The 20,342-nt window shown below is 69.8% G+C and carries 21 protein-coding genes; 12 read left to right on the top strand and 9 right to left on the bottom strand.

The genetic code is table 11. The features are described 5' to 3' along the window. The first annotated feature begins 4 nt into the window (after positions 1-4). Complete coding sequence (locus A4R43_RS17140; protein WP_113693248.1) at positions 5-1,942, top strand: Hsp70 family protein; 1,938 nt, start codon at positions 5-7, stop codon at positions 1,940-1,942. A gap of 7 nt (positions 1,943-1,949) precedes the next feature. Here the strand turns inward: A4R43_RS17140 and A4R43_RS44450 are convergent, their stop codons facing one another. Next, the gene (locus A4R43_RS44450; protein WP_257791795.1) at positions 1,950-2,072 is read right to left on the bottom strand and encodes a hypothetical protein; all 123 of its coding nucleotides are present in this window, start codon (positions 2,070-2,072) and stop codon (positions 1,950-1,952) included. 33 nt (positions 2,073-2,105) lie between these two features. On the opposite strand from A4R43_RS44450, the gene A4R43_RS17135 reads away from it, so the two are divergent. The 3 genes from A4R43_RS17135 to A4R43_RS17125 all read left to right on the top strand — a co-directional run bounded on the left by A4R43_RS17135 (position 2,106) and on the right by A4R43_RS17125 (position 5,544). Beyond that, a complete protein-coding gene (locus A4R43_RS17135; protein ID WP_113697670.1) occupies positions 2,106-2,300 on the top strand; it encodes a DUF3046 domain-containing protein in 195 nt (64 codons plus the stop codon). A 207-nt stretch (positions 2,301-2,507) separates the two neighbouring features. After that, positions 2,508-3,551, top strand: coding sequence for a recombinase RecA (recA, locus tag A4R43_RS17130; protein WP_113693247.1), 1,044 nt, complete (start codon positions 2,508-2,510; stop codon positions 3,549-3,551). Between the two features lie 1,456 nt (positions 3,552-5,007). Continuing rightward, positions 5,008-5,544, top strand: a complete 537-nt coding sequence (locus tag A4R43_RS17125; protein ID WP_113693246.1) for a regulatory protein RecX — start codon at positions 5,008-5,010, stop codon at positions 5,542-5,544. Between the two features lie 14 nt (positions 5,545-5,558). Here A4R43_RS17125 and A4R43_RS17120 read toward each other — a convergent pair whose 3' ends face one another. From A4R43_RS17120 to edd, 3 genes are all read right to left on the bottom strand, one after another. Further along, a complete protein-coding gene (locus tag A4R43_RS17120; protein WP_113693245.1) occupies positions 5,559-6,320 on the bottom strand; it encodes a VOC family protein in 762 nt (253 codons plus the stop codon). 87 nt (positions 6,321-6,407) lie between these two features. Beyond that, complete coding sequence (eda, locus tag A4R43_RS17115) at positions 6,408-7,031, bottom strand: bifunctional 4-hydroxy-2-oxoglutarate aldolase/2-dehydro-3-deoxy-phosphogluconate aldolase (RefSeq protein WP_113693244.1); 624 nt, start codon at positions 7,029-7,031, stop codon at positions 6,408-6,410. Then, positions 7,028-8,896, bottom strand: coding sequence for a phosphogluconate dehydratase (gene edd, locus A4R43_RS17110; protein WP_162788500.1), 1,869 nt, complete (start codon positions 8,894-8,896; stop codon positions 7,028-7,030). The genes eda and edd overlap by 4 nt, the downstream gene beginning before the upstream one ends. Before the next feature lie 283 nt (positions 8,897-9,179). Between edd and A4R43_RS17105 the strand changes: the two genes are divergently transcribed. The 4 genes from A4R43_RS17105 to A4R43_RS17090 all read left to right on the top strand — a co-directional run bounded on the left by A4R43_RS17105 (position 9,180) and on the right by A4R43_RS17090 (position 13,038). Then, positions 9,180-9,473 carry a hypothetical protein gene (locus A4R43_RS17105; protein WP_113693243.1) on the top strand — a complete coding sequence of 98 codons (294 nt, stop codon included), beginning with the start codon at positions 9,180-9,182 and terminating at the stop codon, positions 9,471-9,473. Beyond that, positions 9,470-10,303, top strand: a complete 834-nt coding sequence (locus A4R43_RS17100; protein WP_113693242.1) for a hypothetical protein — start codon at positions 9,470-9,472, stop codon at positions 10,301-10,303. The genes A4R43_RS17105 and A4R43_RS17100 overlap by 4 nt, the downstream gene beginning before the upstream one ends. Positions 10,304-10,367: 64 nt before the next feature. After that, positions 10,368-12,281, top strand: coding sequence for a fumarate reductase/succinate dehydrogenase flavoprotein subunit (locus A4R43_RS17095; protein ID WP_113693241.1), 1,914 nt, complete (start codon positions 10,368-10,370; stop codon positions 12,279-12,281). 1 nt (position 12,282) lies between these two features. Beyond that, positions 12,283-13,038, top strand: coding sequence for a succinate dehydrogenase/fumarate reductase iron-sulfur subunit (locus tag A4R43_RS17090; protein WP_113693240.1), 756 nt, complete (start codon positions 12,283-12,285; stop codon positions 13,036-13,038). A 52-nt stretch (positions 13,039-13,090) separates the two neighbouring features. On the opposite strand, the gene A4R43_RS17085 is transcribed toward A4R43_RS17090, so the two are convergent. From A4R43_RS17085 to A4R43_RS17070, 4 genes are all read right to left on the bottom strand, one after another. Further along, positions 13,091-14,005 (bottom strand): amino acid ABC transporter permease, encoded by a 915-nt coding sequence (locus A4R43_RS17085; RefSeq protein WP_113693239.1) that lies wholly within the window; start codon positions 14,003-14,005, stop codon positions 13,091-13,093. Continuing rightward, on the bottom strand, positions 14,002-14,682 hold the full coding sequence (locus tag A4R43_RS17080) for an amino acid ABC transporter permease (RefSeq protein ID WP_113693238.1): 681 nt from the start codon (positions 14,680-14,682) through the stop codon (positions 14,002-14,004). The genes A4R43_RS17085 and A4R43_RS17080 overlap by 4 nt, the downstream gene beginning before the upstream one ends. A gap of 92 nt (positions 14,683-14,774) precedes the next feature. Continuing rightward, positions 14,775-15,617, bottom strand: a complete 843-nt coding sequence (locus tag A4R43_RS17075; RefSeq protein ID WP_113693237.1) for a glutamate ABC transporter substrate-binding protein — start codon at positions 15,615-15,617, stop codon at positions 14,775-14,777. Positions 15,618-15,633: 16 nt separating this feature from the next. Continuing rightward, a complete protein-coding gene (locus A4R43_RS17070; protein WP_205215494.1) occupies positions 15,634-16,362 on the bottom strand; it encodes an amino acid ABC transporter ATP-binding protein in 729 nt (242 codons plus the stop codon). Between the two features lie 241 nt (positions 16,363-16,603). On the opposite strand from A4R43_RS17070, the gene A4R43_RS17065 reads away from it, so the two are divergent. Both A4R43_RS17065 and A4R43_RS17060 read left to right on the top strand, forming a co-directional pair. Further along, complete coding sequence (locus A4R43_RS17065) at positions 16,604-17,278, top strand: response regulator transcription factor (protein ID WP_113693235.1); 675 nt, start codon at positions 16,604-16,606, stop codon at positions 17,276-17,278. 3 nt (positions 17,279-17,281) lie between these two features. Then, the gene (locus A4R43_RS17060) at positions 17,282-18,685 is read left to right on the top strand and encodes a sensor histidine kinase (RefSeq protein ID WP_113693234.1); all 1,404 of its coding nucleotides are present in this window, start codon (positions 17,282-17,284) and stop codon (positions 18,683-18,685) included. Here A4R43_RS17060 and A4R43_RS17055 read toward each other — a convergent pair. Continuing rightward, complete coding sequence (locus A4R43_RS17055; RefSeq protein ID WP_236809077.1) at positions 18,675-19,601, bottom strand: TAXI family TRAP transporter solute-binding subunit; 927 nt, start codon at positions 19,599-19,601, stop codon at positions 18,675-18,677. The genes A4R43_RS17060 and A4R43_RS17055 overlap by 11 nt on opposite strands. A gap of 95 nt (positions 19,602-19,696) precedes the next feature. Here A4R43_RS17055 and A4R43_RS17050 point away from each other — a divergent pair, with 95 nt between their 5' ends. Both A4R43_RS17050 and A4R43_RS17045 read left to right on the top strand, forming a co-directional pair. After that, positions 19,697-19,921, top strand: a complete 225-nt coding sequence (locus tag A4R43_RS17050) for a ribbon-helix-helix protein, CopG family (protein WP_113693232.1) — start codon at positions 19,697-19,699, stop codon at positions 19,919-19,921. After that, positions 19,921-20,268: a type II toxin-antitoxin system PemK/MazF family toxin gene (locus A4R43_RS17045; protein WP_113693231.1), complete on the top strand. Its 348-nt coding sequence runs from the start codon at positions 19,921-19,923 to the stop codon at positions 20,266-20,268. Before A4R43_RS17050 ends, A4R43_RS17045 begins: the two co-directional genes overlap by 1 nt. Positions 20,269-20,342 lie beyond the last annotated feature (74 nt).

Raw genomic sequence — 20,342 nt, 5'->3', positions numbered from 1 at the left:
AGTCGTGCGGATCCTGTCGGTGGACCTCGGGACCTCGAACACGGTGGCCGTGCTGTCCGCACACGGACGAGCGCCCCGCGTGGTCGAGGTGGACGGTTCGGCGAACATGCCGTCCGCGGTGTTCGCCGGCGAGGACGGCACGCTGATGGTGGGCCGGGACGCCGAACGCCGCGCCCGGCTGGACCCGACGCGCTTCGAACCCAACCCCAAGCGCCGCGTGGACGAGCAGACCCTGTTGCTGGGCAACGACATCGTGCCGGTCAGCGAGGCATTGGCGGCGATCCTGCGCCGCGTGCTCGACGAAACCTCCCGCCAGCTCGGCGGCGAGCAGCCCGACGAGGTCCGGCTGACCCACCCCGCGCAGTGGGGCCCGGTGCGCCGCAACGTCCTGCTCTCCGCGGCACGGCTGGCCGGGATGGGCACGAACCTGTCGCTGGTGCCCGAGCCGGTCGCGGCCGCCGCGCACTTCGCCTCGTTCCCCGGCAAGACGCTGGCCCCCGGCCAGGCGCTCGCCGTCTACGACCTCGGGGCGGGCACCTTCGACGTGGCGGTGGTCGGCGCCACCCAGAACGGGTTCACCGTGCTCGCCGAGGACGGCCTGCCCGACCTCGGCGGCCTCGACGTGGACCAGGCGCTGCTGGTGCACGTCGGCCGTGAGGTCTCGCACAAGGACCCCCAGCGCTGGCAGCGGCTGCTCCGCCCGGAGTCCACTCCGGACCGGCGCACCCGGCGCGCGCTGCAGGAGGACGTGAAGGCGGCCAAGGAGGCGCTTTCCCGGCACCCGCAGACCGAGGTGCCGATGCCGGAGCCGTTCGCCGACGTGCTGGTCACCCGTTCCGAGCTGGAGGCGCTGGTCCGGCCCGCGATGCTGCGCAGCGTCGAGCTGCTCTCGCGGACCGTGCGCTCGGCGGGGCTGTCCCCGGACCGGCTGGTCGGCATCTACCTGGTCGGCGGGTCCTCCCGGCTGCCGCTGGTCGGCAGCATGATCGCGGAGAAGCTGGGCGTGGTCCCGGCGAGCCTCGACCAGCCGGAGACCGCGGTCGCGCTCGGCGCGCACCACGTCGCCCGCGACGGCATCAGCATGCGCACCCAGCACGTCGAAGGCCACCTGGCGGCCAACGGCACCGGCACGCACACCGTGACGCCGGGCCTGCCGGGACCCCCGCCGCAGCAGCCGGTGCCCTCGATGCCCGGCCCCTACCAGCAGCAGGGCGCCCCCGCGCCGAACTTCCCGTCGAACTTCCCGCCCAGCGGGCCGCAGCAGGCGCTCGGCGGTCAGCAGCAGGCCCCGTCGAACTTCCCCACCTATTCGCTGTCCGGGCAGAACGAGGGCGGGGACGCGGCGGCCAAGAAGAAGAAAAAGCTGGTCATCGGCATCTCGGCGGCGGTGGCCGTGGTGGTGGCCGCGGCCGCGGCGTTCTTCTTCTGGCCAACGGGCTCGGCCACCACCTACACCGCGCAGGAGTGCGCGCAGCCGGGGCAGCCCGACGGCGCCGACGGGCTCACCGGCTGCATGCGGCAGCTGGCCGGGCACGTGGCCGACAACGGCCAGTGCTCACCCGGCATCCGCGGGGCGGCCGCCCCGCCGGACGTGGCCGCGCTCGGCGTCGCGGTCACCTGCTCGGCGCCCGGCCGGGCGGGCACGCAGATCAACTACGTGCACGCCAAGGACGCCGACCTGGTCAAGCAGCACACCGACTCGCTGCTGAACACCGCCGGCGGCGGTGACAGCGACAAGGTCGAGGCGGACTGGAAGGGCAACGGCCTGCAGGGCCGCTACACCTCGGCGAGCAGCCCGGCCACCTCGGTGCTGGTGTTCACCGTCAGCGACCGGCCGCTGGTCGGGTTCATCTACCAGGTCAACGACCAGAGCCAGCCGAATCCGCCGGGACCGTCGGAACTGGCGGACTACTTCGAGCAGCAGGTTCAGCCGGGCGAGTGACCCCGCCTCAGCGCCTGCGGTTGTTCCGCAGGGCGCGCAGGCCGACCACGATCGCCGCGACCAGCGTCGCGGCCGAAGCGATGGCCAGCGCGGTGCCGCCCCACGCGGGCATCTCCTGGGCCAGGTGCATGTGTTCACGGTACCGCTGTCTACGCTGGGCGCGATGCGTATCACGGTGTTCCGGCGGTTGATGGCGGACGAGTTCGGCCCGGCCAGGGCCGAGACCCTGAGCAAGGATCACCAGTTCAGCGGGCTCGGCGGGCGGACGGTGGAGCAGGCGCTGGCCGCCGGTGTCCCGGCCAAGGAGATCTGGCAGGAGGTCTGCGTGGCCTTCGAGATCCCCGCCGAACGCCGATGAACCAACCACGCGGGCGTGTCGCTGTCAACCTCGAACACGTGTTCGGCTATGGTGTTGTCCACAACGCGATGGTCGATCCACAGATCGCGGCCTGTGCCCGGAAATTGTCGGACCCGGCCCGTAGCGTCGGCATCGACAACTGACAGCCCCGGCACCAGCCACAGGCAAGCCAGCCGGAAACCGGCTCCGACCAACGAGGTGGAATCCATGCCAGCAGCACCGGACAGGGACAAGGCGCTCGAGCTCGCCCTGGCGCAGATCGACAAGCAGTACGGCAAGGGCTCGGTGATGCGCCTCGGTGACGAGGGGCGCGCGCCGATCGCGGTGATCCCCACCGGCGCCATCGCGCTGGACATCGCGCTCGGCATCGGCGGCCTGCCGCGCGGCCGCGTGGTGGAGATCTACGGCCCGGAGTCCTCCGGTAAGACCACGGTCGCCCTGCACGCGGTGGCCAACGCCCAGCGCAACGGCGGCATCGCCGCGTTCATCGACGCCGAGCACGCGCTGGACCCGGAGTACGCCAAGGCGCTCGGCGTGGACACCGACGCGCTGCTGGTGTCCCAGCCGGACACCGGTGAGCAGGCGCTGGAGATCGCGGACATGCTGATCCGCTCCGGCGCGCTGGACATCCTGGTCATCGACTCGGTGGCCGCGCTGGTGCCGCGCGCCGAGATCGAGGGCGAGATGGGTGACTCGCACGTAGGCCTGCAGGCGCGCCTGATGAGCCAGGCGCTGCGGAAGATCACCGGTGCGCTGAGTAACTCCGGCACCACCGCGATCTTCATCAACCAGCTGCGCGAGAAGGTCGGCGTGATGTTCGGCTCGCCGGAGACCACCACCGGTGGCAAGGCGCTGAAGTTCTACGCCTCGGTCCGGCTCGACGTGCGCCGCATCGAGACGCTGAAGGACGGCGGCGAGCCGGTCGGCAACCGCACCCGCGTCAAGGTGGTCAAGAACAAGGTCGCGCCGCCGTTCAAGCAGGCCGAGTTCGACATCCTCTACGGCAAGGGCGTCTCGCGCGAAGGCTCGCTCATCGACATGGGCGTGGACCAGGGCCTCGTCCGGAAGTCGGGTGCCTGGTACACCTACGAGGGCGACCAGCTGGGGCAGGGCAAGGAAAACGCCCGCAAGTTCCTGCTGGACAACCCGGACATCGCCAACGAGATCGAGAAGAAGATCAAGGAAAAGCTCGGCATCGGCGCCCAGCTGGACGCCGAAGACGCCGTCGCCCCAGCCCCAGTCGACTTCTGATCCCAAGAGCGCAACGAGCAGTCGAACCGGACCGCTCAGCGCCGAGCAGGTGTGTTGCTCAGCGCAGGGGAGCAAGCGTGCTGGCTCAACGCAGAGCGCAGTCAGGTTGGCTCAGCGCAGGGAGCAGGCGTGCTAGCTCAGGGCTGCGGGCAGTCCACCGCCGAGAGACCAGGCGGTGCCGCGTAGGCGTGCTGGTTCAGCGTGGAGGGCAGTCGGGTTGGCTCGGCGCAGTGCGCGGGCGGCTGGCTCCGGGCTAAGAGCGGGCTGGCCGACTCAGCGTCGAGAGACCAGGCGTGCCGCTCAGGGCGGCGCGTAGGCGTGCTGGCTCAACGCAGAGCGCAGTCGGGTTGGCTCGGCGCAGGGGAGCAGGCGTGCTGGTTCAGCGTGGAGGGCAGTCGGGTTGGCTCGGCGCAGTGCGCGGGCGGCTGGCTCCGGGCTAAGAGCGGGCTGGCCGACTCAGCGCCGAGAGACCAGACGGCCGCTCAGTGCAGGCGTGCTGGCTCAGGGCGAAGGGCAGTTGGGCTGGCTCGGCGTACGGAGCAGGCGGCTGGCTGAGGGCTGGCGTGCTGGCTCCGGGCTGAGAACGGTCGGGCAGGCTCAGCGTAGGAGGGAGCAGTCGGGCTGGGCTCAGAGGCGAGAGCGAGCGTGCTGGCTCAGCGCCCTGTCCCGCCACTCGCCTGACTCTCCGGGCCCACGCTCGGCACGGTGACCGTCCCACCGCCCATCCACGCCGGGACGGTGCCGCGGGTCCGCCCCCACATCGGGGGCGGCGCCGCTGGCCCGGCCCCACCGGGGACGGCACCGCGGCGTAGCTGGCTGACCGGCCGCGAAACGGCCGACCGATGCCAGACGACCGACTGGTGCCAGTTGGCCGACCCGTCGTGAAACGCGCTGATCGGTGCCAGTTGGCTGACCGGTCTCGAACGACCGAGCAGTCTCAGTCGGCCGAACGGGTGCCAACTCGCCGACGAGCGAGATGATCGGCCACCCTGGAAGCCGACCGGCCAGCTGGCGGATCGGCACCGGGTGGCGGGTCGGCAGCGGCTGGGCCACCGGCCTCGGAAGGCCAGGCGGCACCGGCTAGCTGCTCTCGCTGGAAAGCCGACCGGCGACAGATAGCCGACCGGCGCGGAGAGCTGACCGGCGCCGGATAGCCGACCGGCGCGGAGGGCTGACCGGCGACGGATAGCCGATCGGTGCCGGAGGGCTGACCGGCGCCGGATAGCCCATCGGTGCCGGAGGGCTGACCGTTGTCGGTAGCCAACCGGGGCCGGAGAGTTGAGCGGTGCCAGTCGGTCGACCGGTCCGGATGGTCGGCCGGTGCCAGCTGGCTGGCCCCGGGAATCCGGGCGGCGCAATGAGCGAATCGGCGGCGCGGGCGCACCGCGGTGCCGAATGCCGAACCGGGCAACCGGTCCCGCCGGGGTTGTGACGGAAAGATCTGAGTAGGAGAGCAGTGCCGAGGCTTAATCCCGAGGAGCTGTCGCCGGAGGAGCGGGCGAAGAAGGCCAAGGAGGTCTGCTTCGACCTGCTCGCCGCGCGGCCCCGGACCAAGGACGAACTGCGGCAAGCCTTGCGCCGCAAGGGGTTTGACGAGGACACCCGCGAGACCATTCTCGGCAAGCTGGACAACGCCGGTCTGGTCGACGACGCGGCCTTCGCCGAAGTATGGGTGCGGTCGCGGCACAACCACCAGGGGCTGGCCCGCAACGCGCTGGTGGCCGAACTCAAGCGCAAGGGCGTGGACGCCGAGATCGCGGTGCAGGCCGCGGGCGAGGTGGACCGGGAAGCCGAAGAGCAGAAAGCACGGGAGCTGGTGCGCAAACGCCTGCGCACCCTGGGAAACGTCGACGAGCAGACAGCCATCCGCCGCCTGCTCGGCACCCTCGCCCGCAAGGGGTATCCCCAGGGCCTGGCCTACACCGTCATCCGCGACGAACTCCGTGAATACGGCGCCGACCCCACCACCCTCCCCGACTACATCCCGGACTAGGGCGCAAACCGTTCTCAGGGCTGGTGAATACTGAAGGTGCCGCCCTGGGGACCGGCGAGCATGGCCAGCTGACCCACCGGGGTGGCAAACGGCGCCATCAGCACCGAGCCACCCAGGGACGGAGCCACTTCAACCGTGGCGGCGACGTTGTCCACGGCGAAGTAGACGTGCCAGTGATTCGGCAGGTCCCCGCCGGGTGACGGGCTCACGCCCGCCACATCCGACCCACCTGCCTGGAACATGGTGTACTTCTCGCCGTCCATACCGGTTTCGGTGACGCCCAGGCCCAGCACCCGCTGATAGAACGGCACCACCTGCTCGGGTGCGGACGTGAGCAGCTCGTTCCACACCACCCCGCCCGGTTCGTTGACCAAGCCCGCGCCGATGTGCGAATACGCCTGCCACAGGCAGAACACGGCCCCACCCGGATCACTCGCCACGGCCATGCGGCCGTAGTCCGCCACGTCGAACGGCGCCATCACCAGCTTGCCGTCGGTCGGCTCGATCTTCGCGCACGTGGTGTCCACGTTCTCGACCGCGAAGTACGTGTTCCACATCGGCGGCATCCCCCGCTGCGCGGGCGGTTGCGCAGAGAGCGCGGCCACCGCCGAACCGTTCTTCAGCGCCATCGAGTAAACGCCCCCGCCGGGCACCGGATCGTCCTGGAACTCCCAGCCCAGCAGGCGCCCGTAGAACGCCTTCGCCGACTCCTGGTCCGTGGTCGGCAGGTCCGTCCAATTCGGGGTGCCTTCGGCATACGTGGTACGCAACGGCATCGCGAGCCTCCCAGTGCGGCGCGTCGGACAGGCCCAACCTGCACCTGCCCGCGCGCCCGCACCAGGGTCCAAAGGCCCCGAAAAAGATCAGCGCAGCTTCGCCGCTTCCGCCGCCAGCTGCTCGATCCGCGCGAAGTCCTTCGCCGCCAGCGCGTCCTTCGGCGTCAGCCACGAACCGCCGATGCAGCCCACGTTGGGCAGCGCCAGGTACTTCGGCGCCGACGCCACCGTGATCCCACCCGTGGGGCAGAACTTCAGCGACGGCAACGGTCCGGCGATCGACTTCAGGTAGTCGACCCCGCCACTCGCCTCGGCCGGGAAGAACTTCAGCGCGCTCAGCCCGCGCTCGGCCAGCCGCATCGCCTCCGACACCGTGCTCGCGCCGGGCAGGAACGGCAGCCCGGTGGCAAAGCAGGCGTCCAGCACACCGTCCGTGGTGCCCGGGGTGACCAGGAAGCGCGCGCCCGCGTCCGCGGCCTGCTTCGCCTGGTCCGGCGTGGTGATCGTGCCCGCGCCGATCAGGATGTCCGGCACCTCGGCCGCGACCCGTTCGATCGCCGCCAGCGCCACCGGGGTGCGCAGCGTCAGCTCGATCACGCCGATGCCACCGGCGAGCAGCGCCGACGCGACGGGCACCGCGTCGGCCACGTCGTCCACCACGACAACCGGCATCACGGGGGATGCCTCGAGCAGTTCCAAGCCGGTGGTCAAGCCACTACCTCTTTCGTCAGCCCGGCACCGAAGTGCCCTGGCGTGTACCCGCCGAAAACGCTCGCGCCCTGGTCAGCGGGTCCGACCGCACGACGGAGCGCCCCGAACAGTTCGCGTCCGGTGCCGGTCCAGGATGCCTCATCGGGCGGACCGTCCACCAACGGCCGTGCCGCCAGCTCGGCCGCGTCCACCAGCACCTCCAGCTGCCCGGCGTCGGCGTCCAGGCGCACCAGGTCGCCGTCGGCGATGCGGGACAGCGGCCCGCCCGCGGCGGCTTCCGGGGTCAGCTGGATCGCGGCCGGGATCTTGCCCGACGCCCCGGACATGCGGCCGTCGGTGACCAGAGCGACCTGGTACCCGCGGTCCATCAGCACGCCCAGCGCGGGCGTCAGCCCGTGCAGCTCGGGCATGCCGTTCGCCATCGGGCCCTGGTTGCGGATCACCACCACCACGTCCCGCTCCAGCTCACCGGCGCGGAACGCGGCCGAGAACTGCTCCTGCGTGGTGAACACCCTGGCCGGTGCCTCGACCACCCGGTGCTCCGGCGCCACCGCGGACACCTTGATCACCGCGCGCCCGAGGTTCCCGGTGACCATGCGCAGGCCGCCGTCGGCGGAGAACGGGCGCGAAGCCGGGCGCAGCACCTCTTCGTCGAGGCTGTGGCCGGAGGTGTCGCGCCAGGTCAGCTCGCCGTCCAGCAGCACCGGCTCCTGGCGGTACCGGTTCAGCCCCGGCCCGGCGACCGTCCGCACGTCCTCGTGCAGCAGCCCGGCGTCGAGCAGCGTGCCGATCAGGAACTGGATGCCGCCCGCGGCGTGGAAGTGGTTGATGTCCGCGCTGCCGTTGGGGTACACGCGCGCCAGCAGCGGGACCACCGCCGACAGCGAGGCGAAGTCGTCCCAGGTGAGCTGGATGCCCGCGGCCGCGGCGATCGCGGGCAGGTGCAGCGTGTGGTTGGTCGAGCCGCCGGTGGCCAGCAGCGCCACCACGCCGTTCACCACCGCCTTCTCGTCGACGACCTGGCTCAGCGGCGTGTATTCGTCACCACGCGAGATCGCCACGGCACGCCGTCCGGCTTCCTCGGTGAGCGCGCGGCGCAACGGGGTGCCGGGGTGCACGAAGGTCGCGCCCGGCAGGTGCAGGCCCATCACCTCGACGACCATCTGGTTCGAGTTCGCGGTGCCGTAGAAGGTGCAGGTGCCGGGGGAGTGGTACGACGCCGCCTCGGCCTCGAGCAGGTCCTCGCGGGTGGCCAGGCCCTCCGCGTAGAGCTGCCGCACGCGTGCCTTCTCCTTGTTGGGCAGGCCGGAGGTCATCGGCCCGGCGGGCACCAGGATCGACGGCAGGTGGCCGAAGGACAGCGCGCCGACGAGCAGGCCGGGCACGATCTTGTCGCAGACACCGAGCAGCAGCGCGCTGTCGAACATCTCGTGCGACAGCGCGATCCCGGTCGCCATCGCGATCACCTCGCGGCTGAACAGCGAAAGCTCCATGCCCGCGCGGCCCTGTGTGATGCCGTCGCACATGGCGGGCACGCCGCCGGCGAACTGGGCGACACCGCCGGCTTCGCGCACGGACACCTTGAGCCAGTCCGGGTACTCGTGCAGCGGCTGGTGTGCCGAGAGCATGTCGTTGTAGGAGGACACGATCGCCACGCCGGGACGGCGGGCCGCGCGCAGCGCTTCCTTGTCCCCGCCGGTGATCCCGGCGAAGCCGTGGGCGAGGTTGCTGCACGCGAGGCCGCGACGGGCGGGGCCTTCGTCGTGGGCGGCGGCGGTGCGTTCGAGGTACGCGGCACGGCTCGCGGCGCTGCGAGCGGCGATGCGCTGGGTCACTTCGGCGATGACGGGATGCAGACGGCTCATTCGGCGGCTCCGGTGCGGATCACGGGGATTCGGGAGTGGTCCGGTGACGGCGTCGCTGGCGTCCGGTCTTCGTGGTGACGGTCCACACAGTACCGAACAGCGAACTTCGAATCAAAATCGATCCAGATGATCCCGGAACGTGACCCCGATCACGTACGGCGACCAGGGTGTGCTACTTGTCACACTGGACAAGGCAAGGCAGAGTCAGGCATCAGCGCGCCCCACCACGGTGCGGCCCGGCCTCGGCCCCGCCGCACGAACTGACTGACCGTCGGAGGTACGTATGACCACCACCGAATTCACCGAACTGCGCCGCACCATCGGGCAGTTGCGACAGTGCGTAGGCGCGCTGCGAGCCAAGTACGGCGAGGCGCCGGCGGTGCGCCGGATCGCCAACGACGTGGAGCGGCTCGAGATCGACGTCAACGAGTTCGACGCCACGCCGCCGGTGCCCCAGCAGGCCCGCGCCACCGACCGCGCCAACGTGGTCGTGGTACCCGACACCCCTTACGACCCGTCACTCTGGCAGGGCGCGGACGACGAAGGCGTCGGCGGCTACCAGCGTGACCAGCGGTGAGCGCCCCGGCTCGCAACGAGGCAAGCCGGGCGGGCACCGGGGTCTTCGCGCCGATGCGCGCGAAGATCTCCGAACGGACCCTGCGCACGGACCGGTGGTGGCTCGGGCCGCTGCTCACCACGCTCGGCCTCGCCACGTTCGTCGTCTACGCGACGATCCGGTCGTTCGTGCGCACCGCGTACTGGGTGGAGGAGTACCACTACCTCACGCCGTTCTACTCGCCGTGCCTGAGCGATTCGTGCGTGCCGGGGTCGAGCCACTTCGGCACGCCGTTCGGTGAGCTGCCCGGGTTCATCCCGCTCGGCTTCCTCGTGCTGCCGTTCCTGCTCGGCTTCCGGCTCACCTGCTACTACTACCGCAAGGCCTACTACCGGTCGGTGTGGTTCTCGCCGCCGGCCTGCGCGGTCGCCGAACCACACGCGAAGTACACCGGCGAGACCCGGCTGCCGCTGATCATCCAGAACGCCCACCGCTACTTCTTCTACGTGGCCGTGGTGGTGGCGCTGATCAACACCTGGGACGCGATCACCGCGTTCCACGGCTCCGGCGGCGGGTTCGGCTTCGGCCTCGGCAACATCGTGCTGCTCGGCAACGTGATCATGCTCTGGGCCTACACGCTGTCCTGCCACTCGTGCCGGCACATCACCGGCGGCAGGCTCAAGCACTTCTCCAGGCACCCGGTGCGGTACTGGATGTGGACCCAGGTGACCAAGCTGAACAACCGGCACATGACGCTGGCGTGGATCACCCTCGGCACCCTGGTGCTGACCGACCTCTACGTGATGCTGGTGGCCAGCGGGACGATCACCGATCTCCGGTTCGTCAACTGAAACCCTTACCTCCCAACACTTTTCTCCGACAACGGCGTCAGAACGCACTGAGGTGGATTGATTCATGACCGAGGTCGAACGGCACAGCTACGACGTGGTGGTGATCGGTGCCGGTGGCGCCGGTCTCCGCGCGGTGATCGAGGCGCGGCAGCGCGGCCTCAGCGTGGCGGTGGTGTGCAAGTCGCTGTTCGGCAAGGCGCACACGGTGATGGCCGAAGGCGGCTGCGCGGCGTCGATGGGCAACGCGAACGAGCGGGACAACTGGCAGGTGCACTTCCGCGACACCATGCGCGGCGGCAAGTTCCTGAACAACTGGCGCATGGCCGAACTGCACGCGCGGGAGGCGCCGGACCGCGTCTGGGAGCTGGAGACTTACGGCGCGTTATTCGACCGCACCGCCGACGGCCGGATCAGCCAGCGGAACTTCGGCGGGCACACCTATCCGCGGCTGGCGCACGTCGGTGACCGCACCGGGCTCGAGCTGATCCGCACCATGCAGCAGAAGATCGTTTCGCTGCAGCAGGAGGACTTCGCCGAGCACGGCGACTACGAGGCGAAGATCAAGGTGTTCGCCGAGTGCACGATCACCGAGCTGATCAAGGACGGCGACCGGATCGCCGGGGCGTTCGGTTACTACCGCGAGAGCGGCCGGTTCGTGTTGTTCGAGACACCGGCCGTGGTGCTGGCCACCGGCGGCATCGGCAAATCGTTCAAGGTCACCTCGAACTCCTGGGAGTACACCGGGGACGGTCACGCGCTGGCGCTGCGTGCCGGGGCGACGCTGATCAACATGGAGTTCGTCCAGTTCCACCCGACCGGCATGGTCTGGCCGCCGAGCGTGAAGGGCATCCTGGTCACCGAGGGCGTGCGCGGTGACGGCGGGGTGCTGAAGAACTCCGACGACAAGCGCTTCATGTTCGAGTACATCCCCGACGTGTTCAAGGGGCAGTACGCGGACAACGAGGACGAGGCCGATCGCTGGTACACCAACCAGGAGGAGAACCGGCGCACCCCGGACCTGCTGCCGCGCGACGAGGTGGCGCGGGCGATCAACTCCGAGGTCAAGGCGGGCCGGGGGTCCCCGCACGGCGGGGTGTTCCTGGACATCGCCAGCAGGCTGCCCGCCGAGGAGATCCGCAAGCGGCTGCCCTCGATGTACCACCAGTTCAAGGAACTGGCCGATGTGGACATCACCGCCGAGCCGATGGAGGTCGGCCCGACCTGCCACTACGTGATGGGCGGCATCGAGGTCGACCCGGACACCGCGGCTTCGGTGGTGCCCGGCCTGTTCGCCGCGGGCGAGTGCTCCGGCGGCATGCACGGCTCGAACCGGCTCGGCGGGAACTCGCTGTCGGACCTGCTGGTCTTCGGCAGGCGGGCGGGCCTCGGCGCGGCGTCCTATGTGGAGGGTCTGGAGCGACGGCCGGTGGTGTCGCAGGAGCGCGTCGACGCCGCGGCGAAGATGGCGGTGGCACCGTTCGACCCGCCGGCGAACGGGGTCGAGGAAAACCCGTACACCCTGCACACCGAGCTCCAGCAGTCGATGAACGACCTGGTCGGCATCATTCGCAAGGCCGAGGAGATCGAGCAGGCGCTGGCCAAGCTCGCCGAGATCAAGCAGCGCGTGCACCAGGTCGTGGTGGAGGGGCACCGGCAGTTCAACCCCGGCTGGCACCTGGCGCTGGACCTGCGGAACATGCTGATGGTCAGCGAATGCGTGGCCAAGGCGGCGCTGATGCGCACGGAAAGCCGCGGCGGGCACACCCGTGACGACCACCCGCAGATGGATGCCCAGTGGCGCAACCGGTTGCTGGTGTGCCAGGTGGCCGACGGCGACGACGTGGTGCCGGGCGTGACGGTGACGCCGAAGCAGCAGGAGCCGCTGCGCCAGGACCTGCTCGAGCTGTTCGAGCTGAGCGAGCTGGAGAAGTACTACACCGAGGAAGAGCTGACCACGCACCCGGGAAGGCAGGCCTGAGATGGGGTACAAGGCGAGCTTCCGGGTCTGGCGCGGCGACGACACCGACGGTGAGCTGCAGGACTACACCGTCGAGGTGAACGAGGGTGAGGTCGTGCTCGACATCATCCACCGCCTGCAGGCCACCCAGGCGCCGGACCTGGCGGTGCGGTGGAACTGCAAGGCGGGCAAGTGCGGCTCGTGCTCGGCGGAGATCAACGGCCGTCCGCGCCTGCTGTGCATGACGCGGATGTCGGTGTTCGACGAGGACGAGGTCATCACGGTGACCCCGATGCGGACCTTCCCGGTGATCCGCGACCTGGTCACCGACGTGTCCTTCAACTACACCAAGGCGCGCGAGATCCCGTCGTTCACCCCGCCCGCGGACCTGAAGCCCGGCGACTACCGCATGCAGCAGGTGGACGTCGAGCGCTCGCAGGAGTTCCGCAAGTGCATCGAGTGCTTCCTGTGCCAGAACACCTGCCACGTGGTGCGTGACCACGAGGAGAACAAGGAAGCCTTCGCCGGGCCGCGGTACCTGATGCGGATCGCGGAGCTGGAGATGCACCCGCTGGACGTGGCCGACCGCCGGGACGCCGCGCAGGAGGAGCACGGGCTCGGGTACTGCAACATCACCAAGTGCTGCACCGAGGTCTGCCCGGAGGGCATCCACATCACCGACAACGCGCTGATCCCGATGAAGGAGCGCGTGGCGGACCGCAAGTACGACCCGATCGTCTGGCTGGGCAACAAGCTGTTCCGCCGCAACGATTCCTGACCAGCACGAAGGCCCTGCTCGCGCGCGAGCAGGGCCTTCGTCGTGCGGTGGGTCAGATTCCGCCACCGGTGCCGGCGGCACCGGCCTGCGTGGTCGTGGTGATCTGCGAGGGTGCGTCGATCAGGGGCTGGGTGCCCTTCGGGGTCTTCTTGCGGCGGGCCATCTTCTTCTGCAGCCACGAAGCGAAGCTGGTCAGGATGAAGTTCAGCACCACGTAGATGACGCCGATGACGATGTAGGTCGGAATGGTGTTGCCGAAGTTCCCGGAGATCACGTTCGCCTGGCGCAGCAGGTCCGGCACCGACAGCGCACCACCGGCCAGCGCGGTGTCCTTCAGGATGACCACCAGCTGGCTGACGATCGCCGGCAGCATCGCGGCCACCGCCTGCGGCAGCAGCACGTTGGTCATCGTCTGGGTCTTGCGCAGCCCCAGCGCCGACGCCGCCTCCGTCTGTCCCTTCGGGAGGGACAGGATACCGGCGCGCACCACTTCCGCGAGCACGGAAGCGTTGTACAGCACCAGACCGGTCACCGCGGCGAAGAGCACCCGGTTGTCCGAGTCCACATCGGTGTACTCCGAGTAGAACTCGTTCGCGAAGATCATCAGGATCAGCACCGGGATGGCGCGGAAGAACTCCACGATCACCCCGGCCACCGTGCGGATCCACTTGTGGTCGGACAGCCGCGCGATGCCGAAGATGGCCCCGACCGGCAGCGCGATCACAATGGACAGTCCCGCGATCAGCAGGGTGTAGCCGAGGCCGGGCAGCAGGAAGGTCACCCACGTGCCGCTCTCGATGAACGGCGTCCACTTCTCGCCTGCCAGCTGGTTCTTCTCGGCGAGCTGGGCGATCACCAGGTAGGCGATCAGCACCAGGATCGCCCCGAAGATCACCGTGTAGATGATGTTGCGCGCCTTGGCCTTCGGACCGGGGGCGTCGTAGAGAACAGAGGGGGCGCCGCTCATCGTTTCACCGCCACTTTCTTCGCCACCCAGCCGAGCAGCAGCCCGACCGGCAGGGTGAGGAGCACAAAGCCGAGTGCGAACACCGAGAACACCAGGATGATCGCGTCACTCTCGTTCTCGATCATCTCCGCCATCAGCAGCGAGGCCTCGGCGACACCGATGACGCTGGCCACCGTGGTGTTCTTGATCAGCGCGATCAGCACGCTCGCCAGCGGCGCGATCACCGAGCGGAACGCCTGCGGCAGCACGATGATCCGCAGCACCTGGGAGAAGCTCAGCCCCAGCGCGCGGGCCGCCTCGGCCTGGCCGACCGGGACCGTGTTGATGCCCGAGCGCAGCGACTCGCAGACGAAGGTCGAGGTGTAGGCCACAAAACCGAGGACGGCGAGCCGGAAGCCGTTGTCGATGATGAAGGTCGGCGAGTTCTCCGGCGCCAGGTTGAAGGCCAGCGTGGAGGACAGGCCGATGGAGCAGAAGAAGATGATCACCGTCAGCGGAGTGTTCCGCACGACGTTGACGTAGGCGGTGCCGAATCCCCGCATGATCGGGACCGGGCTCACCCGCATCCCGGCCAGGATCGTGCCCCAGATCAGCGAGCCGACGGCGGAGAGCACCGCCAGCTGGATGGTCGTCCAGAAGGCACCGAGGATGTCGTAGTCACCGAGGAAGTCGAACACGGAAAACTCCTCGTCGGATATGGGACGGCGCGCCGCGATCGGGTCGCGGCGCGCCGCCGTGCTTCTTCATTCGGGAAGGGGAAGGCTCGTGCTTACTTCTCGGTCACCGGCGAGGGCTCGGGGATCTTGTAACCCGACGGGCCGACGTTGGCCTCCAGCGACTTCTTCCAGCTGCCGTCCTGCTGCATCTTGGTGATCGCGTTGGCGATCGCGGTGCGGCTCTCGGCGTCGTCCTTCTTCAGGCCGACCCCGTAGTTCTCCTTGCTGAACGGCTCGCCGACCAGCTTGAACTTGCCCGGGCTCTTGGCCGCGAAACCGGCCAGGATCACGTCGTCGGTGGTGACCGCGTCGATGCTGCCGTTCTCCAGCGCGGTGATGCAGTCGGAGTACTTGCCGTACTCCTGCAGCTGCGCGTCCTTGGAGTACTCGTCCTTGATCTTCTGGGCCGGGGTGGAGCCCTTGACCGAGCACAGCTTCTTGCCGTTGAGCGCGGTGTTGCCGGTGATGTCGGTGTTGTCCGCGCGCACCAGCAGGCCCTGGCCCGCGACGAAGTACGGCCCGGCGAAGGCCACCTTCTCCTTGCGCTTGTCGGTGATCGAGTAGGTGGCGACGATGAAGTCGACGTCACCCTTCTCGATCAGGTTCTCGCGCTCGGCGGACTGGGCTTCCTTCCAGGTGATCCCCGACTCTTCGACGCCCAGCTCCTTGGCGATGTACTTCGCCACGTCCACGTCGAAGCCCTCCGGCTTGCCCGCCTGCGTCTGGAGCCCGAGCCCCGGCTGGTCGAACTTGATGCCGATGGTGATCTTCTTGTCTTCCTTGGCGCGCGCGACCAGGTTCTTGCTGCCGCTTTCCCCGCCGCCACCACAGGCGGCGAGCGTGAGGCCCGCAACCGCGACGACTGCGCTCGTACGCAGAACTCGACTCAACCGCATCTGATTGGGTTCCTTCCTAGTGGGTCAGGATCTTGCCGAGGAAGTCCTTCGCGCGGTCGGACTTCGGGCTGGTGAAGAACTCGTCGGGGGTGGTGTCCTCGACGATCTCGCCGTCGGACATGAACACCACCCGGTGCGCGGCGCGGCGCGCGAAGCCCATCTCGTGGGTGACCACCAGCATGGTCATGCCGTCGGCGGCCAGGCTGGTCATCACGTCGAGCACCTCCTGGACCATTTCCGGGTCCAGCGCGGAGGTCGGCTCGTCGAACAGCATCACCTTGGGCCGCATGGCCAGCGCCCTGGCGATGGCCACGCGCTGCTGCTGGCCGCCGGAGAGCTGCGCCGGGTACTTGTCGGCCTGGTTGGCGATGCCGACCCGCTCCAGCAGCTCCATCGCGGTCTTGCGCGCCTCGGCCGAGGAGACCTTGCGGACCTTCTGCGGCGCCAGCATCACGTTCTCGACGATGGTCTTGTGGGCGAACAGGTTGAACGACTGGAAGACCATGCCGACGTCGGCGCGCAGCGCGGCCAGCGCCTTGCCCTCGGCGGGCAGCGGCTTGCCGTCCACGTGGATCTCGCCGGAGTTGATCGGCTCGAGCCGGTTGATCGCCCGGCACAGGGTGGACTTGCCGGAGCCCGACGGCCCGAGCACCACCACCACCTGGCCGCGCGGCACCTCGAAGTCGATGTCCCGCAGCACGTGCAGGTCGCCGAAGAACTTGTTCACGGCGGCCGCCTTGATCATCGGCGGCGCCGGCGTCGCTGTGGTCATCTGGCCTCCAGGCGGCGAGCTGCGGTGTCCTTCTTGGTTGCCGTAACTCTAGTCACACCTCGTACACGGCCCATGTCGCAGGTCTGGACTGGGCCCTTTCGCGCATGACGAGTCGGCGATGGCGGAAACTTACTCTGCTCCGTCAGGGTGTAAAGCCCGCTTGACTAACACTTAGGGTTTCAAATCGATCTCAACCCACCGGAAAGGAGCCGGCGTGCGCGTTCTGCTCGTCGAGGACGACGACAGGGTGGCCGACGCACTGGTGCCGGCGCTGCTGCGCCGCGGGCTGTCGGTCCGGCGCCTGGCCTCGGGCGCCGAGGTGCTGGACCGGATCGCCGACGCCGACGTGGTGCTGCTCGACCTGGGCCTGCCGGACGTGGACGGCATGGTGCTCTGCTGGCGGATCCGCGAGATCAGCGACGTGGCGATCATCGTGGTTTCCGCTCGCGGTGAGGTCGACGACCGCATTCTCGGCCTGCGCTCGGGAGCCGACGACTACCTGGTCAAGCCGTACGACGTGGACGAGCTGGTGGCCAGGGTGCACGCGGTGCGCCGCCGCCGCGGCGAACCGGCCAGGGCGGCCACCGGCGCGATCAAGGTGGCCGACGTGGTGATCGACCTCGACCGGCACGAGGTGACCGCCGGTGGTGAGGTGATCACGCTCTCGCGCAAGGAATTCGGCGTGCTGAAGCTGATCGCGGCCGAGGGCGGCGCGGTCTGCTCGCGCGACCGGCTGCTCACCGAGCTGTGGGGCAGGCGCGGGCAGGCGGAAAGCCGCTCACTGGACGTCCATGTCGCTACCCTGCGAACGAAGCTCGGCCGCGCCGAGCTGATCGAGACGGTGCGCGGGGTCGGCTACCGGCTGGGCGCGCGGCCAGACGAGGAGTGAGCAGTGCGGGTCCGGCTCCAGGCCACGGTGCTTTCGCTGGTCGCGCTGCTCGTGTTCGGGCTCGGTGTGCCGCTGGCGCTGAGCGTGGCCGGGAGCGCCGGGCAGACGCTGTTCCTGGACCGGCTCACCGACACCGCGCGGTTCGCCTCGCTGGCGCAGCGGCCGCTGATCCAGGGGCAGCCCGACCTCATCGCCGCCGAACTGCGGCGGTACGCCGAGGTGTACGGCATCGCGGTGGCCGTGCTCAACCAGGACGGCCGCCCCACGGTCACCTCCGGCACGGTGCCCGGCGCGGTCCGGCTCGACCTGGCCGACACCAGGGTCGCCGGGCAGGTGCAGTCGGCGCTGGCCGGGCGGCACTCCGAGCCGGGGCCGACGCTGGTGCCCTGGGACGAGGGCACGCTGGTGCTGGCCGAACCGGTGCTGATCGACGGTGACGTGCGCGGGGTGGTGGTCACCGAGTCGCCGACCGCGCAGGCACGCCAGGAGGTGATGCTGTGGTGGGTGCTCATCGCCACCGTCGGCATGATCGCGTTCTGCCTGGCGCTGCTGGTCGCGCTGCCGCTGGTGCGGTGGATCCTGCGCCCGGTGCGCCGGCTCGACGAAGCCACCGGGTCCCTGGTCGAGGCCGTGGTGAGCGGGCGGGAAGTGGACCGCGTCGGCGAGGAGAGCGGGCCGGCCGAACTGCAGCAGCTCGGCCGCTCGTTCGACATGATGGCGGCGAGTGTGGGGGAAGCACTGGCCGCGCAACGCGCTTTTGTCGCCGACGCGTCGCACCAGCTGCGTAATCCGCTGACCGCGTTGAAGCTGCGGTTGGTGAATCTCGAAGGGCATGTGGACACCGAAGCCGAGGAACACCGCGAGGCCGCGGTCGCCGAAGCGGACCGGCTCAACCAGGTGCTCGACGGGCTGCTGTCGATGGCGCGCGCGGAAGCGTCAGCGGGTGAGCTGGTCGCGGTCGACGTGGACACCGTGGTCGCGGAACGGGCCGCGGACTGGAACGTGGTCGCGGTGGCCCGCGAAGTCAGCCTCGACGTGGAGGGTTCGACCGACGGCGTGCGCGCGCTCGCCCCGCCGCGCGGGCTGGAAGCGGTGCTGGACGCCTTGCTGGACAACGCGCTGAAGTTCACCGGCGCCGGTACCTCGGTCTGCGTGCGGACGTCCACTGTGGACGAAAAGGTGCGGCTGACCGTGCGGGACCACGGACCGGGGCTGCGTGCCGAGGAACTGGAGCGGGCCACCGACCGGTTCTGGCGCAGCACCGCGCACCAGAACGTGGCCGGGTCCGGGCTGGGGCTGTCCATCGTGGCGGAAATCGTGGCCAGGTCCGGGGGTTCGCTGAAGCTGGACCTGCCAGCGGGCGGCGGGCTCCGGATCACCGTTGAGCTGCCCGCCGCTAATTCTTGAGGTTGCGGTAGTACCGCAGCGCGCCAGGGTGCAGGGCCATCGGCGCGGTTTCGATGGCGGGCCGCAGATCGATCGACAGCGCGGCGGTGTTCGCCTTGGCCAGCTCGGGCCGCGCGTCGAACAGCCCGCGGGTGAGCGCCTCGGCCACGTCGTCGGACATGCTCGTCGGCACCACCAGGAAGTTGGGCACCACCAGCGTGGTCACCGGCCCGCCGGACTGCGGGTAGGTGGAGCCGGGAATGGTCGCCGTGCGGTAGACCGGGTTGGCCCGGCGCATCGCGGGCATCGCCTCGCCGACGTCGATCAGCCGCAGCGGGATCCGGTTGGCCAGCGTGCTGATCGAGTTCGTCGGCAGGCCGCCCGACCAGAAGAAGGCATCGATCTCCTGGCGTTCCAGCGCGCCGAGCGACTCGTCGAGGCCGAGGTAGCGCACGGTCATCGAGCCGGGGTCGCCGAGGCCGCTGGCGTTGAGCAGCAACTGCGCGATCACCGCCACCCCGGATTCGGGGGAGCCGATGGCCACCCGCCGCCCGCGCAGGTCGGCCAGCGACCGGACCGGCGAGTCGGCGCGGACCACCACGTGCAGGTAGTCGTCGTAGATGCGGGCGAGCGCGGCGAGATTGGGCTCGCCGCTGGGGTCGGTGGCCACGTCGGCCGCGCTGAACGCCACGTCGGCGGTGCCCGCGCGCAGCCGGGCGAGGTTGTCGGGGGAGCCGCGGGTCTGCTGGATCTCGGGCCGTTCGATCTCCAGCCCGGCCGCCCACGCCCCGGCCAGCGGCTGCGCGAGCTGGTAGTAGACGCCCCGGTCGTTGCCGGCGGCGATCCGCAGCCTGGTGCCGGTGAAGTCCGGCCCGCAGGCGGTGAGCGTGGTGAGCAGCAGGAGCACGGCGGCGGTCACCCGTGTCAGAGCTGTCACGCCCGCAGATGGTGCCAGCTCGGCGACCGGAAATGTCGTACATCCCGGTTACGATCCGGTAGTGCCGCAGTGGCACCCCGAGTAGCATGGGAGGTATGAAATTGAGCGTCAGCCTGTCGGACGAGGACGTGGCCTTCATCGACCACTACGCCGCCGCGGCGCACGTTCCGTCGCGCTCCGCGGTGGTCCACCGCGCGCTGGAGCTGCTGCGGGCCAGCCAGCTGGAGGACGACTACCGGGCCGCGTGGGACGAGTGGGCCGCCCGCGGGGACGAGGCCGAATGGGACGCCGCCACCGGTGACGGGGTGCTGACCCGCTGATGCGGCGGGCCGAGATCCGGCTGGTCGACCTCGACCCCGCGCGGGGCAGCGAGTCGAACAAGACCAGGCCGGCGGTGATCGTGAGCAACGACGGCGCGAACGTGATGGCCGGGCGGCTGGGCCGCGGGGTGGTGACCGTGGTGCCGGTGACCTCGAACGTGCGCCGGGTGTTCCCGTTCCAGGTGCTGCTGCCCGCCGCCGAGTGCGGGCTGGCGGTGGATTCGAAGGCGCAGGCCGAGCAGGTCAGGTCGGTTTCGGTGGAGCGGGTGGGCCGCCGGGCAGGCAAGCTGACGCCCGCGCTGATGGAGCGCCTCGACGCCGCGCTGCGCCTGCATCTCGGGCTGTGACCGGCGGGGCCTACCCTGGAGCCAGATTCGCCTAAGGAGCTTTTGTGTCCCGCACCTTCCAGATCCGCACGTTC

Origin of the sequence: Amycolatopsis albispora, assembly GCF_003312875.1 — a bacterium.
GTDB classification, from domain to species: Bacteria; Actinomycetota; Actinomycetes; order Mycobacteriales; family Pseudonocardiaceae; genus Amycolatopsis; species Amycolatopsis albispora.
The sequence above is the reverse complement of the archived record's forward strand: the minus strand, read 5'-3'. Positions and strand labels throughout refer to the sequence as shown.